Source organism: Streptomyces sp. NPDC046805 (assembly GCF_040645355.1).
Lineage (GTDB): Bacteria > Actinomycetota > Actinomycetes > Streptomycetales > Streptomycetaceae > Streptomyces.
In genome coordinates this window covers 80,807-95,175 of the sequence record NZ_JBEYYC010000022.1, presented here as the reverse complement: position 1 = coordinate 95,175, position 14,369 = coordinate 80,807, and the positions used below count along the sequence as shown (strand labels likewise).

The following is a 14,369-nucleotide window of genomic DNA, read 5'->3' as shown; positions in this document are numbered from 1 at the left end:
AAGGCCTTGTAGCGCCATGCCTCCCACCGCGTTGCACCCCGAAGCCGGGGAGACCCTGCTCGGTGTCCCCGTCGTCGACATCTCCGCCACCGGCCCCGGCCGCACCCCGATCCAGCAGGTCATGGGGCTGATGCGGGAGCACGGCCCGGCGCTCGTGCGCCGACTGCACGGGTGGGACACGCTGTTCGTCGCCGAAGCGGACCTGGTGGCGGACCTCGCCGACGAGGAGCGGTTCGCCAAGCACATCTCGCCGGCGCTGGAGAACGTGCGGGCCTTCGCCGCCGACGGGCTGTTCACCGCGTACAACGACGAGCCCAACTGGGCCAAGGCGCACGACATCCTCATGCCCGCCTTCGCGCTCGGCTCGATGCGCACCTACCACCCCGTGATGCTGAAGGTGGCCCGGCGGCTCATCGACTCCTGGGACCGCGCCGCGAAGGACGGTCAGGCCGTCGACGTCCCCGACGACATGACCCGGATGACGCTCGACACCATCGGACTCGCCGGATTCGACTACGACTTCGGCTCCTTCGACCGGGACGAGCCGCACCCCTTCGTCGAGTCGATGGTCCGCTGCCTCGAGTGGAGCATGCTGCGGCTCGCCCGCGTCCCCGGCAAGGACTACTCGGCGGTCGACGAGGCCTTCCGCGGCGACGCCGACTACCTCGCCCAGGTCGTCGACGACGTCATCGCCTCCCGCGCCGGCACCGACCAGAGCGACGCGGCGGACCTCCTCGGTCTCATGCTCACCGCCGAGCACCCGGCCGACGGCACCAAGCTCGACGCCGCCAACATCCGCAACCAGGTCATCACCTTCCTGATCGCGGGGCACGAGACCACCTCCAGCGCGATGTCCTTCGCCCTGTACTACCTGGCCAAGCACCCGGCCGCGCTCCAGCTCGTCCAGCGCGAGACCGACGCGCTGTGGGGCGACACCCCGGACCCCGAGCCGACGTACGACGAGGTCGGCAGGCTGACGTACACCCGGCAGGTCCTCAACGAGGCGCTGCGGCTGTGGCCGACCGCCCCCGCCTTCACCCGGCGCGCCGTCGAGGACACGATGCTCGGCGGCCGGATACCACTCAAGGCGGGGCAGCCGGTCACCGTGATGACCTCGATGCTGCACCGCCAGCCGGTGTGGGGCGACAACACCGAGCTGTTCGACCCCTCCCGGTTCACCGCGGAGGCGGAGGCCGCGCGGCCCGTGCACGCCTTCAAGCCGTTCGGCACCGGCGAACGCGCCTGCATCGGGCGGCAGTTCGCGCTGCACGAGGCGACCATGCTGCTGGCGATGCTCGTCCACCGCTACCGGCTGCACGACCACGCCGACTACGCCCTCACGGTCAAGGAGACCCTGACCCTTAAGCCCGAGGGCTTCACCCTGACCCTCACCCCGCGCACCCCGGTCGACCGCATGCACACGCCCCTGCCGGGCTCGGCGGCCAAGGCGGCACAGGCCGCGTCGGACTCGGCCGCCCTCCCCGCCCGCGTCCTGCCCGGCACCGGCGCCCTCCTCCTGCACGGCAGCAACTACGGCACCTGCCGCGAGTTCGCCGCACAGCTCGCCGACGCGGCCGCCGCCCTCGGCTGCGAAACCCAGGTCGCGCCCCTGGACGCCTTCGCCGGCGGCCTGCCCACCGACCGGCCCGTCATCATCACGGCCGCCTCGTACAACGGCCGCCCCACCGACGACGCCACCGCCTTCCACGCGTGGCTGGACGGCACGCCCGACCTGACCGGAGTGACGTACGCCGTCCTCGGCGTCGGCGACCGCAACTGGGCCGCCACCTACCAGCACGTGCCGACCCGCGTCGACGCCCGCCTCGCCGAACTGGGCGCCACCCGCCTCACCGAGCGCGCCGCCGCCGACGCCTCCGGCGACCTCACCGGCACCGTCCGCGACTTCACCGCCCGGATGCGCACCGCCCTGCTGGAGCAGTACGGCGACCCGGACGCCACCGCCGCCCCGGCCGAGCCCAGCACGGCCTACGAGGTCCGCGCCCTGACCGGCGGTCCGCTGGACACCCTCGCCGAGCGCCACGAGCTGGTGCCGATGACGGTCACCGAGGCGTACGACCTCACCGCCCCCGGCTACCCGCGCGTCAAGCGGTTCCTGCGTCTCGCGCTGCCCGACGGTGTCGGCTACCGCACCGCCGACCACATCACCGTGATGCCGGGGAACGCCCCGGAGCTCGTCGAGCGCACCGCCGCCGCCTTCGGCGTGGACCTCGACACCGTCCTGGACATCCGGGCCGCGCGCCCGCGCCGCGACGGCATCGCCGTGGACCGTCCGCTGACGGTGCGCCAACTTTTCACACATCACCTGGAGTTGCACGGACGGCCCACCGCGCACCAGCTGGCGGCGCTCGCCGACGCCAACCCGTGCCCGCCGGAGAAGGTGGCCCTCGCCGCGCTGACCGACGACCCGCGCACCCTCGTCGAGGTGGTCGAGGACCACCCGGCCCTGTGCGGCGCCCTGGACTGGCCGCTCCTCCTCGATCTGCTCAACCCGCTGCGCCCGCGCACCTACTCGATCTCGTCGTCGCCCGCCGTCGACCCCGGCCACGTGGACCTCATGGTCTCGGTGCTCGAGGCCCCGGCGCGGTCGGGCAAGGGCGTCTTCCGGGGCACCGCCTCCACCCACCTCGCCGCCCTCCGGCCCGGCGACACCGTGCTGGCGCGCATCCAGCCCTGCCGTGAGGTGTTCCGGATCGACAGCACCGCCCCGGAGCCCGTGATCATGGTCGCCGCCGGCACGGGCCTCGCCCCCTTCCGCGGCGCCATCGCCGACCGTACGAGGGCGCTTGCCGCGGGCGCCGAACTCGCCCCCGCCCTCTGCTACTTCGGCTGCGACGCCCCCGACGCCGACTTCCTGCACGCCGGGGAACTCTGCGCCGCCGTGGCCTCCGGCGCGGTCTCGATGCGGCCTGCGTTCAGCGTGGCCCCCGAGGGCTCGGTGATGTTCGTCCAGCACCGCATCGCCGCCGAGGCCGACGAGGTCTGGGAGCTGCTGAACGCCGGTGCCCGGGTGTACGTCTGCGGCGACGGCTCGCGGATGGCGCCCGGCGTGCGCGAGGCGTTCCGCGCCCTGTACCGCGACCGCACGCCCGGCGCCGACGAGGCGGCGGCCGAGCGGTGGCTCGACACGCTGGTGGCGGACGGGCGTTACGTCGAGGACGTGTACGCGGCCGGCTGACGCGCAGAAGCCGGCTGACGCGGAAGGAAACGCCCGATGGGCGCACGGGGTGCGTGCGCCCATCGGGCTTCTGCGTCCGGACAGGCCCTAGTGACCTGAGTCGGAGAAGGCGTTCACGCCCGTCAGCTCCGCGGACAGCTGCCACAGGCGGGCCGCCTGCTCGGGGTCGGTCGCCCAGTCCTTCACTCCGACCCGCTCGCCGTCCGCGGGGGCGGGCTCGGCGATGTCGCAGTCCTCCAGGTACACGCCGCCCACGCCGTCCAGTTGCGGTGAGGTGGCCGCCCACACCTGCGTGGCCGCACCCTGCGGCGGGGTCTTGAAGCCCTCGGGGTTCAGCGCGTTGCCGTCCTCGTCGATCCAGCCGCGCTCGACCATCTCCTCCTTGGCCAGGTGCCGCTGGAGCGGCGTCATGATGCCGCCCGGGTGGAGCGAGAAGGCCCGTACGCCCGCGTCGCGGCCCAGCCGGTCGAGGTGGACGGCGAACAGCACGTTCGCCGTCTTCGACTGGCCGTACGCCGCCCACTTGTCGTAGCCCTCGCGCCACTGGACGTCGTCCCACCGCACGGGGGAGAGGTGGTGGCCGCGGGAGGAGACGGAGACGACGCGGGCACCGCCCTGCTCGAGCGCCGGCCACAGCCGGTTGACCAGGGCGAAGTGCCCGAGGTGGTTGGTGGCGAACTGCGCCTCCCAGCCCGGCCCGACCCGGGTCTCCGGGCAGGCCATGATCCCGGCGTTGTCGATCAGGATGTCGATGGTGCGGCCCGAGGCCAGGAAGCGCTCGGCGAAGGCGCGCACACTGTCCAGGTCGCCGAGGTCGAGCTCGTCCACCTCGACGCCGTCGAGGCCGGCCAGCGCCTCCCGGGCGGTGTCGGGCCGCCGTGCCGGGACGATGACGCGGGCGCCCGCCTTGGTCAGCGCACGGGTGGTCTCCAGGCCCAGGCCCGAGTAGCCGCCGGTGACGATCGCGAGCTTGCCGGTCAGGTCGATGCCCCGCAGAACGTCGTCGGCGGTGCTGTCGGCGCCGAAGCCCGAACCGATCTTGTGCTGTGCAGAAGTGCTCATACCCGGAACGCTACGGATTCGAGTGCTCTCAAAGTCAAGTGGAACCGGGGAGGAGAGTGACCGCTGCCTGTCGCTCCCCGGCACCCCCCGGTCATCCGGGCGTACGCCCGTCCCGGGTCCAGGCCAGCAGCTCGGGCGCGGACCATGTGTTCACCACGCGCTCGGCGGGCACCCCGCACTCCTCGGCCCGCGCGCAGCCGAGGATCTGCCAGTCGAGCTGGCCGGGCGCGTGCGCGTCGCTGTCGATCGAGAAGAGCACGCCCGCGTCGACGGCCCGGCGCAGCAGCCGTCGCGGGGGATCGAGCCGCTCCGGACGGCTGTTGATCTCCACAGCGGTGCCCGACTCGGCGCACGCCGCGAACACCGCGTCCGCGTCGAACGCCGACTCCGGCCGCTCCCGCTCGCCCCGCAGCCGCCCCGTGCAGTGACCGAGGATGTCGGTGTGGGGATCGCGTACGGCGGCGATCATCCGGCGCGTCATCGCGCGCTCGTCCATCCGCAGCTTGGAGTGCACGGACGCCACCACCACGTCGACCTGTTCGAGGAGCTCCGGCTCCTGGTCCAGCGAGCCGTCCTCGAGGATGTCGCACTCGATACCGGTGAGCAGCCGGAACGGCGCCCACACGGAGTTCAGGGCGGCCACCACCTTCAGCTGTTCGCGCAGCCGCTCCGGCGACAGCCCGCGGGCCACGGTCAGACGCGGTGAGTGGTCGGTCAGGACGGCCCACTCGTGCCCGAGGCGCGCCGCGGTGCGGCCCATCTCCTCGATCGGGCTGCCCCCGTCGGACCAGTCGGAGTGCAGATGGCAGTCCCCGCGCAGCAGCCCACGCAGTTCCCGCCCGCCGTCGGTGAGCGGGCCGCCGGCCGCGTCCTCCAGCGTGCGCAGGTAGTCCGGCACCTGCCCGGCCAGGGCCTCGCGCACCACCTGCGCGGTCTTCGGGCCGACGCCCTTGAGTGACTCCAGCGTGCCGCCGGCGGCGCGCTCGGCGACCTCGGCCTCGGGCAGGTCGGACAGCACCCGGGCGGCGGTGCGAAAGGCCCGTACGCGGTACGTCGGCGCCAGCTCCCGCTCCAGCAGGAAGGCGATCCGGTCCAGCGCCTCGACGGGCTCCATCGCCACCGCCACCTCCGCCCGCGCCGCCGTCTCCGGCTCCAGGATCGCGCAGCCCCCGGGGTGCCGCACGACGGATGGCGGGGGTCGGCGATCGGTTGCCCACATCCCTCATTTCCGGTCATTGCGCTCTACGCTCTATTGCATGACCGAGATTGAGAGCCCCTACATCTCGCACCCACGGATCCTCGTCCTCCGGGTCATGGAGGGTAAACCGGGCCGCCCGCCCTTCCGCATCGTGGAGATCGACGGCGAGGTGGTCGGCGAGGCGACGACCGTCACCGACGTCCTGGAGGCCGCCGCCGCGTACGGCATCACGGTCCACGACCTGGACGACCCGGACGTGGTCCGCTGGGTGGGCGGGGACAAGTTCACCTGGAAGCTCCGCTAGGGCCCGTTCGGCGTATCAGGTCGTGGTGTTTCCCGTCGTCACCGAGACGGAGTCCACCACCAGCTGCTGCGGGAACACCGTGGAGGCGTCCGGGTCGCCCGGCCAGGAGCCGCCCACGGCCAGGTCGAGGATCAGGAAGAACGGTTTGTCGAACACCCATGTCCTCCCGCCCAGGTCGGCGGGGGTGCGCCGCTGGTAGACGCTGCCGTCCACCGACCAGGTGAGCGAGCCGGGGGACCAGTCGACGGCGAAGGTGTGGAAGCCGTCCGCGAAGGCCTGGCCGCTGGGGAGGGAGTAGGCGGCGCCGATACCGCCCGAGCCGGAGTAGCCGGGGCCGTGGATCGTGCCGTGGACGGTGGCGGGCTCGTAGCCGACGTTCTCCATGACGTCGATCTCGCCCGAGGCCGGCCAGCCGAACTGCCCGAGGTCGTTGCCCAGCATCCAGAACGCGGGCCACATGCCCTGCCCGCGCGGGAGCTTCATCCGGGCCTCCACGTGGCCGTACTGCGCGGTGAACCGGCCCGCGGTGTTCAGCCGGGCCGAGGTGTACTGGCAGCTGCCGTACCAGCACTGGTAGCCCGCGGGGTTCTCGCGCCGGGCGGTGACCACCAGATGGCCCTGGCCGTCGAGGGCCGCGTTGGCGTTGCTCGCGGTGTAGTACTGCCGCTCGTGGTTGTCGACGTTGTCGCCGGTCTCGGTCTGCCATGTGGCGGAGTCGGCGCCGGCGCCCGCCGGTCCGTCGAAGGTGTCACTGAACGTCGCGGCGGCGCGGGGAGTCGAGGCGTCCGCCCGCGCGGGGGCGATGGCGGCGGACGCGACGAGACCGGCGGACAGGGCGGCGTACAGACAGCCGCGGAGCATGCGTGGGGGAGTCACGGCTTTCCCTTCCGTACGGCGGGCCCGGGACACGGACGCGCCGTCCGAGGTGGGGGGTAAGGGCGTCGCCTCCTGATTCAAGGAGTGGCACAGGGGCCCGTCAATCCCTTGGTACGGACCAATCTCGGCCGGTCGCTCCTTCCCCCTCCCGACGGTCAGTCCTTCCCCTTCCGTGCGTGCACCGTCCGGCCGAGCCACCGCCCCAGCACCAGGTAACCGACCAGCGCCCCGGAGGTGTTGAGGATGACGTCGTCCACGTCGAACGCCCGCCCCCTGACGAGGGCGCCCTGCGCCAGCTCCACCAGGAGCATCACGATCGCGGTGAGCAGCAGCACCTTCACGATGCCGCGCGCTCGCGGCGCCAGCACCGGCACCAGCACCCCGAACGGGATGCCCAGCACCAGGTTCCCGCCGATCTGCCGTACGGCGTCGCGCAGTTCGGGCTGGTCCAGATAGGTCTTGATGGTGCTGCCCGGGTGCAGGTTGGTGTGGGTGAGCGCCTCCGACGCGGGAGACGGCTCCAGGGTGAGCCGGGCCAGCTCGACGGCGAACGCCACCATGAACGCGAAGGCGCACAGCATGGCGAGCATCCGGCCGAGGAAGGGCAGCGCCTTGCGGCCGGCGTCCGCCCACCGTCGCACGTGCCCCTGGATCGCCTTCGCGGCCTTTCCCTTTCCGGCAGGGCGCCCCTTCTTCGCGGCGCTTCCCTTTCCGGCGCCACGCTTCTTGCTGATCGTGCGCCCCTTGCCGGTCGTACGGTTTTTTCCGGCGGTGCGTCCCTTCCTCGTTGCGCGCGGCTGCGAGGCGGCCCGGGCCATTCCGTCCTCCTGTCTTCAACTATCTTGTGTGCCTTGGCAGTTACCCGCTGTCGAACAAGGGATGCCCTCTCCGGTCTCCACGGGACGGCATCCGGTCACGTCGTCCCGTACGAGACGTGCACCTCCTTGAAGCCCAGGGAGTGCAACAGCCCTTCGAGCATGCCGGTGGTGTTCGCCTCGGCCCGGGCGGTCAGCCCGCTGTCCTTGGCCGCCTCACCGATGTGCCGGACGGCGAGGCGCTGCACGGCGTGCTCACTGTTCGGGTTGTCCGAGAACAGGTCGCCGAGCCGGTCGAGCAGCCCGCGCTGCTTGGAGACGGCGTACGAGTGGTCGGCGTCCAGGGCAGGCCGGCCGAGTCGCGCGTGCGGCAGCCGGAGCGTGGCCGAGGTGCGGTCGCCGTTGACCGACACGTCCTTCGCGCCGAGCCGGCCGAGGTCGACGTACGCCTCCACCGTGCCGGCACCGACGTACAGGGTGCGGGTGCCGCGGATCGCGTCGGGCAGGTACTTGGTGTCCTTCTCCAGGTCCACCACGACCTGGAAGTTGCCCGAGGCGGCGTCGTAACGGCTCATGTCCTTGATGGACTTGAGGAGTGCGGGGCCCGACCGGTCGCGGGTCTCGGTGCCGAACAGGTCCTTGAATCCCGGGAGTACGGCCAGCCGGATGCCGGCGAACAGCACCACGAGCACCACCGCGATCGCGGTCACCGCCTTGGCCCAGCCCGGCATGCGCCGGGGCGGGTGCGGCCCCGTGCGCCCGGGCGTGTGTCCGAGGGAAGTCGTCATGTCGAGGGTCTCCTTTCCCCTGTCCGCATGCCCACCCAACGGCCTTGCCAGACCGGCGCGTTGATCGGCCCCTCGGCCCGGCCGGCGGGCGCCGCTTCAGTAGCATGAGCTCGCAGCCCGTAATGATCACGCGAGGAGCGGATCGTGCGAGACATCGCCGTCTTCAGTGGCACTGCCCATCCCGAGCTGGCGCGGGAGGTGTGCACCCATCTCGGCGTGCCACTCAGTCCCGCCCGCGTCAGCCGGTTCGCCAACGACTGCCTGGAGGTGCAACTTCAGGCCAACTGCAGGGAGCGGGACGTCTTCCTGGTCCAGCCGCTCGTCCGGCCGGTGCAGGAGCACCTGGTCGAACTGCTCATGATGTGCGACGCGGCCCGGGGCGCCTCAGCGGGCCGGATCACCGTCGTCATGCCGCACTACTCCTACGCCCGCTCCGACAAGAAGGACGCCCCGCGCATCTCCCTCGGCGGCCGGCTCGTGGCGGACCTGATGGTGGCGGCGGGCGCGAGCCGGGTCCTCGCCATGACCCTGCACTCGCCCCAGGTGCACGGCTTCTTCCCGGTGCCCGTGGACCACCTGCACGCGCTGCGCGAACTCGCCGTGCACTTCCGGCAGTACGACCTGACGCGCACCACCGTCGTCTCGCCCGACCTCGGCAACGCCAAGGAGGCCGCCGCGTTCGCCCGGCTGATCGGCGCCCGGGTCGCGGCCGGCGCCAAGCAGCGGTTCGCGGACGACCGGGTGAGCATCAGTTCCGTGATCGGCGAGGTGGCCGGGCGGGACGTCATCGTGTTGGACGACGAGATCGCCAAGGGCAGCACCGTACTGGAACTCCTCGAAAAACTGCGGGAGTTGGGGCCACGGTCGATCCGGGTGGCCTGCACGCACGGGCTGTTCGCGGCGGGCGCGCTCAAGCGGCTGAGCGAGCAGCCCGACGTGCTGGAGATCGTGTGCACGAACACGGTGCCGGTGCCGATGGAGGAACGCACCGGCAAGCTGCAGGTGCTGTCGATCGCCCCGGCGCTCGCCGAGGCGGTCCGGCGCATCCACAACGGCGAGTCCGTCAGCGCCCTGTTCGACGCACCGCCGGCCGAGTCCCCCTGAGGGAGGCGCGACCGACGGGGAAGGGCGCGGTCACACCGGACCGGACGAGGCCTCGGACCGGTCCAGGGCCGCGTCCAGCGTCGGCCGCGGGGGCAGCAGCCGCGACAGACCGGTGACCCGTAACAGGCGCAGGGTCAGCGGGTGGACGCAGACGAGCTGCAGCTGCCCGCCGCCGTCGAGCACCCGGTGGTGGGCCCGGTACAGCAGACGCAGCCCGGAGCAGTCGAAGAAGTCGATGTGCCGCAGGTCGATGACGACCCGGACGCCGGGCCGGTCCGTCACCCGGTCCAGGTACGGCCCGATCTCCGTGGCCGCCGCGATGTCGATCTCACCGCGGAGCTCCAGCACCGTATGGCCGCGGGCCTCGTGGACACGCAGCTGTTCCAGCCGTGGTGCGGGTTCCTGTCGCGGCTCCTGTCGCACGACGGCATCACCTTCCACCCTTGCCGGGGAACTCCGTGTTCCGCCCTGCAAGCTACCCTCGATGGAAGGAATTTGAGCATGTTCGATTGACATATGTCATCGAGTTTGACGCCGGTCTTTCTGCCGGGCGCCGACTCGTCCTGTCCGGCGGTGGTTCGTCCTGCTGCGGTCGATGTGCGGCTCAGTCGGCCAGGAGAACCAGCTTGCCCTTCGTCCGCCCCGTTTCGCCCAGCTCGTGCGCCTTGGCCGCCTCGGACAGCGGGAAGGTCCCTGCGATCGTGGCGCGCAGTTGGCCCGCCTCGACCAGTTCCGCGATCGCCCGCATCCCGGCGCGGTCGGCGTCGACGAGCATGCGGACCGCACGGACACCCAGCCGCTCGGCCTCGTCGTAGAACTCCTGGGAGCCGACCGGCAGGATCGACACCGCGATCCCGCCCGGCCGCAGCACGCGCAGCGAACGGAGCCCGGTGTCGCCGCCGATCGTGTCCAGCACGACGTCGACGTCCCGGACCGCCTCCGCGAAGTCGGTGCTCCGGTAGTCGATCGGCTCGTCGACGCCGATCTCCCGCAGGAAGTCGTGCTTGCCCGCGCTCGCCGTCCCGATGACGTACGCCCCGCGCGCCTTGGCGATCTGCACGGCCACATGGCCGACCCCGCCGGCCGCCGCGTGGATCAGCACCCGCTGGCCCCGCCGCAGGCCCGCTGTCTCCACCAGCGCCTGCCACGCGGTCAGCGACACCAGCGGCAGTGCGCCCGCCTGGGTGTGGTCGATCCCGGCCGGCTTGTGGGTGAGGGCGCGGGCCGGGACGGTGACGTACTCGGCGTGCGTGCCGTGGCCGAACGGATAGGAGACCATCCCGAAGACCTCGTCCCCCGGCTTGAACGCGGCGACGCCGATGCCCGTCTCCTCGACCACCCCGGACACGTCCCAGCCCAGGACGAACGGCGGCTCGCCCAGGAAGCCACCGGTGGCCCGGTGCTTCCAGTCGGTCGGATTGACACCGGCGGCACGCACCCGGACGAGCACCTCGTTCGGGCGCGGCACGGGCCGCTCCACCTCCACTTCCTTCAGCACCTCGGGACCGCCGAGGACGTCCTGACTGATCGCGCGCATCGTAGTCACGCCCTCCATCGTGCCCCGGACGCCGGAGACCGGCGACCCGTCCCACTACGGCGGAGGCCCGCCGTGCTCCCCCCGGGCCGAGCCCTGCCTCAGCACCCGGGCGCGCAACGCCAGTTGCATCTCGAAGCGGGCCGCCGGATCGTGGAGCAGATCGCCGAACAGCTCGTCCAGCTGGCGCATCCGATAGCGGACCGTCTGCGGGTGCACGGCGAGACGCGCGGCGACCTCGGCAACTCCCCGGCCGGACTGCAACCAGCTCAGCAGTGTTTCGGCCAACCTCTCGCGCTGCGGCGGACGCACCTGCTCCAGCGGGCGCAGCCGGAGCTCCGCCATGGCGTCCAGCAGCGCGTTGTCACGTGACAGCAGCAGCGTGGACAGGTGGTCCTGACAGCGCACGATCCCGGTGCCGGCCCCGGCGTCCGCGAGCACGCCCCGCCGTACCAGCTCCAGCGCCTCGGCCGCCCAGCGCAGCGACCGCGCGCCCTCCCGGAGCGCCACCGTCGGGCCCATCGCCCCGCGCATCCCGTGCAGGGCCCCGGCCACCGCCCGCCCCCGCCCCGGCCCTTCCGGATCCGGTACGACCAGGACGGCGGGCTGTACGTCGAAGCGGGCGAGGAACTCCGGCGGCACGATGGGCTCCGCCCCCGCCCGCGGCGCGTGGTCCACGACCACCACCGCGACGGCCCGCGGCACGGTCCAGCGCGCGGCCTGCGCGAGGTCCGCGATCGCCTCGGCCGAGGCCGGCGGGTCGGCGGTGAGCAGGTCGACCAGCCGCGCACGGCGCTGGCGGAGCTCGCCCGCCGCGTGCAGCCGGGCCTCGGTGTAGCCGGCGGTCGTGGCGGCCGCCATCTCGTCCAGGTGCAGGAACAGCGCCTCGCCGATGGCGCCCAGGGCATGGCGCGGCAGCCGGCCCGCGTCGACCAGCGCGTTCACCCGGCGCCAGGTCACCCGGGCACCCAGCCGCAGCGCCGACTGGAAGGAGTCGAGACTGCGCCCCTCCTCCGCCTCGCCGCGGCCGATGCGCCGGTACGTCTCCTGCACCGGTTCCCAACCGGTGTCCGGACGGGCCATCCGCTCCAGGAACCCGCGCAGGGCGTGGTCCACCCCCCGGTGGACACCCTGTGTGTAGGCGTCGTCCATCGGGCGTTCGTACTCGGGGATCTCCGTTCTGATCGCCTGGACCACCTCCTCGACGATGTCGTCGAGAAGTGGTCTGAGGCGGTCGGGCAGGCCCGGCGGCAACGCCTTGAACGGGCCGCCCGCAGGGACGTCCCCCGTCGCGGCTCTCTTCGGCACGGGGGTGACTTTACCGGCCGGTAACCGGCCGGGGCTCTTGCCCTGCGAACAGTTGTCCGGTCGTGCTTTGTGGCGCGGTGACAAGTGACGTGTCGACAAGTCCCCTGCGCCGAACGGGGGTTCGCCGAGGTGAGACGGCCTTCGCGAGTGACGGAATCCTCACCTCCGCGATCGGCTGCGGTTGATCTTCTAGGGTTCAGACCCGATAAGCTCCAGTGCGTCACCACGAGTTGACCCCGGCCTTCACGGGTCGGGCGGCTCGTCACGTGTAGACGCGAGTGCGGCCGTTGCACACCCCCCAAGTCGATCGTGTTGCTTTCGAAGGATGCAGATGGAACTCGCCACTCCGCCACCGGCGGCGCGGGCACCTGTCGCCTGGTACAGCTGGTGGCTGATGCCTCTGGCCCTAGGGGGCGGGACGGTTGCCGCCACGTTCATGAGCTCGGAGCATGTCACCGCCGCCGTCGCCGGTGCGGCCGCGACGGCCACCGGCTCGGTATGCGTACGGCTCCTGATCCGCTCGCAGAAGCGGCTGCGGAGCGCGGAGGAGGGCTTCCGCGCCGCGCAGGCCGAGCACGCCCAGCAGTGGCAGCAGCATGTCGTGGGGCTGGAACGGAAGTTCAGCGCGGAACGCGCCGCCCTCGACGAGCAGCTGACCGACCACGCGGCCGCCCACGAGGACCGCCTCGGCGAGCAGTCGGCGGCCTTCGACGCGCAACTCGCCGACCAGGCACGGGTGTACGAGGAGCGGCTGGCCGGCCAGGCCCAGTCGTACGAGACGCAGCTCGCCGACCAGGCCCAGTCGTACGAGACGCAGCTCTCCGACCAGGCCCAGTCGCACAAGACGCACCTCGCCGAGCAGGACGAGGACTGGCAGGAGCGACTCGCCCACCAGCGGGCCGCCGTCGGACGCCTCGGGGGCGAGCAGCTGCCCGACGCGCTGAAGCGGCTGCGGGCCGGCGACGCCATCGACGACCTGCTGCCCTCCGCGGACCAGTGCGCGAAGGTCGACGCGGAGCTGCAGGCGGAGCTGCGCAAGATCCTGCGCACCTCGTTGATCGGCATCGAGGAGGAGTTCAACCGCTCCACCTCCGCCGAGCAGGCCGTGATCAGCCTCGGCAACCGCATCCACGTCCTCACCAGCAAGCTCCGCGGCCGGCTGCACGAACTGCAGGGCGAGCACGGGCGGTTGCCGGCCGTGGCTCGCGGTCTGATGGAGCTCGACCAGGCGCTCGGCCCCGCCGACTCGCTCGCCGCGAGCATCAGCGTCCTCGGTGGCGCGGACCGGCCCGGGCGGCAGTGGCAGGAGCCGCAGCGCCTGCTGAGCGTGGTCCGCGGCGGCATCGGCCGGATCAAGGACTTCCACCGGGTCGAGGTGCGCCACCTGCCCGAACTCGGCGTAGACGGCGGTCTGGTGGACCACCTCACGCTGATCTTCTCCCACCTCCTGGACAACGCGGCCCGCTACTCGCCCCCCACCGAGCCGGTGACCGTGTCCGGCAAGCAGGTGCCGAACGGCGTCGGCATCGAGATCCAGGACTCGGGCAAGGGCCTGAGCGAGGAGAAGAAGCGCGAGGCGGCGCACGCTCTCGCGGGCACCCAGGCCGGGCCCGGCCTCGGCGGCATCTCGGAGGACGCCAACATCGGCCTGCGCGTCGTCGGCATCCTCGCCCGCCGCTACGGCATCCGCGTCACCTTCGCCGACTCGCCCTGGCTCGGCACCTCGGTGGTCGTCGTGGTCCCGCACAAGTACTTCAGCCCGCTGCCGGTGACCACGCCCGCCGCCGCCCGGGCCGCCGCCCCGGGTGCGGCGACCGCCAGGCCCACCGCCTCGGCCGCGGCCCCGTCCCGTGGCCCGGCCGTCCGTGAACCCGTGGCGGCGGAGGCCGGCGAGTCGGCCGAGACCACGCCCGGGGGACTGCCCCGGCGCAGGAGCAGGCGGCGCGAGACGGAGGAGCCGCAGCGGTCCGGCCGTACCGCCCCTGGAGACACCGGCGGTGTCTCGGCCATCCCGCCGGACGAGTCCTTCGCGGGCCTGGCCGCCTTCGCCACCGCGAGCAGCGACATCCCCGACCCGCGCACGTCGGCCCCGGCACACCGTGCCGGATCCGAAACCACCGCACCGCCCGCGACGACCGACGGACGCGAGGCCATCGAGCACCGCACTGAAGAGAGCGACTAGTC

Annotated in this window: 12 protein-coding genes; 4 read left to right on the top strand and 8 right to left on the bottom strand. The window is 72.4% G+C overall.

Annotated elements, in window-relative coordinates; translation table 11 throughout:
• The first annotated feature begins 16 nt into the window (after positions 1-16).
• On the top strand, positions 17-3,196 hold the full coding sequence (locus ABZ910_RS23455; protein ID WP_361368378.1) for a cytochrome P450: 3,180 nt from the start codon (positions 17-19) through the stop codon (positions 3,194-3,196).
• Positions 3,197-3,283: 87 nt separating this feature from the next.
• Here ABZ910_RS23455 and ABZ910_RS23450 read toward each other — a convergent pair whose 3' ends face one another.
• Together ABZ910_RS23450 and ABZ910_RS23445 are read right to left on the bottom strand one after the other, a co-directional pair.
• On the bottom strand, positions 3,284-4,258 hold the full coding sequence (locus tag ABZ910_RS23450; RefSeq protein ID WP_361368375.1) for an SDR family NAD(P)-dependent oxidoreductase: 975 nt from the start codon (positions 4,256-4,258) through the stop codon (positions 3,284-3,286).
• Positions 4,259-4,349: 91 nt separating this feature from the next.
• Positions 4,350-5,372 (bottom strand): PHP domain-containing protein, encoded by a 1,023-nt coding sequence (locus tag ABZ910_RS23445; RefSeq protein ID WP_361368496.1) that lies wholly within the window; start codon positions 5,370-5,372, stop codon positions 4,350-4,352.
• A gap of 142 nt (positions 5,373-5,514) precedes the next feature.
• On the opposite strand from ABZ910_RS23445, the gene ABZ910_RS23440 reads away from it, so the two are divergent.
• Positions 5,515-5,760 carry a hypothetical protein gene (locus ABZ910_RS23440; RefSeq protein ID WP_361368372.1) on the top strand — a complete coding sequence of 82 codons (246 nt, stop codon included), beginning with the start codon at positions 5,515-5,517 and terminating at the stop codon, positions 5,758-5,760.
• Positions 5,761-5,775: 15 nt separating this feature from the next.
• On the opposite strand, the gene ABZ910_RS23435 is transcribed toward ABZ910_RS23440, so the two are convergent.
• From ABZ910_RS23435 to ABZ910_RS23425, 3 genes are all read right to left on the bottom strand, one after another.
• Entirely contained in the window at positions 5,776-6,636 is an 861-nt protein-coding gene (locus ABZ910_RS23435; protein ID WP_361368369.1) for a glycoside hydrolase family 16 protein, read from the bottom strand.
• 155 nt (positions 6,637-6,791) lie between these two features.
• Positions 6,792-7,289 (bottom strand): VanZ family protein, encoded by a 498-nt coding sequence (locus ABZ910_RS23430; RefSeq protein WP_361368494.1) that lies wholly within the window; start codon positions 7,287-7,289, stop codon positions 6,792-6,794.
• A 260-nt stretch (positions 7,290-7,549) separates the two neighbouring features.
• Positions 7,550-8,239: a DUF4230 domain-containing protein gene (locus ABZ910_RS23425; protein ID WP_361368366.1), complete on the bottom strand. Its 690-nt coding sequence runs from the start codon at positions 8,237-8,239 to the stop codon at positions 7,550-7,552.
• 144 nt (positions 8,240-8,383) lie between these two features.
• On the opposite strand from ABZ910_RS23425, the gene ABZ910_RS23420 reads away from it, so the two are divergent.
• Entirely contained in the window at positions 8,384-9,343 is a 960-nt protein-coding gene (locus ABZ910_RS23420; RefSeq protein ID WP_361368363.1) for a ribose-phosphate pyrophosphokinase, read from the top strand.
• A gap of 30 nt (positions 9,344-9,373) precedes the next feature.
• On the opposite strand, the gene ABZ910_RS23415 is transcribed toward ABZ910_RS23420, so the two are convergent.
• The 3 genes from ABZ910_RS23415 to ABZ910_RS23405 all read right to left on the bottom strand — a co-directional run bounded on the left by ABZ910_RS23415 (position 9,374) and on the right by ABZ910_RS23405 (position 12,185).
• Positions 9,374-9,766: an anti-sigma factor antagonist gene (locus tag ABZ910_RS23415; protein ID WP_361368361.1), complete on the bottom strand. Its 393-nt coding sequence runs from the start codon at positions 9,764-9,766 to the stop codon at positions 9,374-9,376.
• Between the two features lie 181 nt (positions 9,767-9,947).
• Positions 9,948-10,898 carry an NADP-dependent oxidoreductase gene (locus tag ABZ910_RS23410; RefSeq protein WP_361368358.1) on the bottom strand — a complete coding sequence of 317 codons (951 nt, stop codon included), beginning with the start codon at positions 10,896-10,898 and terminating at the stop codon, positions 9,948-9,950.
• Positions 10,899-10,934: 36 nt separating this feature from the next.
• A complete protein-coding gene (locus ABZ910_RS23405) occupies positions 10,935-12,185 on the bottom strand; it encodes a helix-turn-helix domain-containing protein (protein WP_361368355.1) in 1,251 nt (416 codons plus the stop codon).
• A 331-nt stretch (positions 12,186-12,516) separates the two neighbouring features.
• On the opposite strand from ABZ910_RS23405, the gene ABZ910_RS23400 reads away from it, so the two are divergent.
• Positions 12,517-14,367 (top strand): ATP-binding protein, encoded by a 1,851-nt coding sequence (locus tag ABZ910_RS23400; RefSeq protein WP_361368352.1) that lies wholly within the window; start codon positions 12,517-12,519, stop codon positions 14,365-14,367.
• Positions 14,368-14,369: the final 2 nt, after the last annotated feature.

What these genes read in the sequence shown, in the direction of transcription:
- ABZ910_RS23440 (WP_361368372.1), top strand. Translation starts at nt 5,515, where the DNA reads ATGACCGAGATTGAGAGCCCCTACATCTCGCACCCACGGATCCTCGTC.
- ABZ910_RS23455 (WP_361368378.1), top strand. Translation starts at nt 17, where the DNA reads ATGCCTCCCACCGCGTTGCACCCCGAAGCCGGGGAGACCCTGCTCGGT.
- ABZ910_RS23410 (WP_361368358.1), bottom strand. Translation starts at nt 10,898, where the DNA reads ATGGAGGGCGTGACTACGATGCGCGCGATCAGTCAGGACGTCCTCGGC.
- ABZ910_RS23400 (WP_361368352.1), top strand. Translation starts at nt 12,517, where the DNA reads ATGGAACTCGCCACTCCGCCACCGGCGGCGCGGGCACCTGTCGCCTGG.
- ABZ910_RS23445 (WP_361368496.1), bottom strand. Translation starts at nt 5,372, where the DNA reads ATGGAGCCCGTCGAGGCGCTGGACCGGATCGCCTTCCTGCTGGAGCGG.
- ABZ910_RS23425 (WP_361368366.1), bottom strand. Translation starts at nt 8,239, where the DNA reads ATGACGACTTCCCTCGGACACACGCCCGGGCGCACGGGGCCGCACCCG.
- ABZ910_RS23450 (WP_361368375.1), bottom strand. Translation starts at nt 4,258, where the DNA reads ATGAGCACTTCTGCACAGCACAAGATCGGTTCGGGCTTCGGCGCCGAC.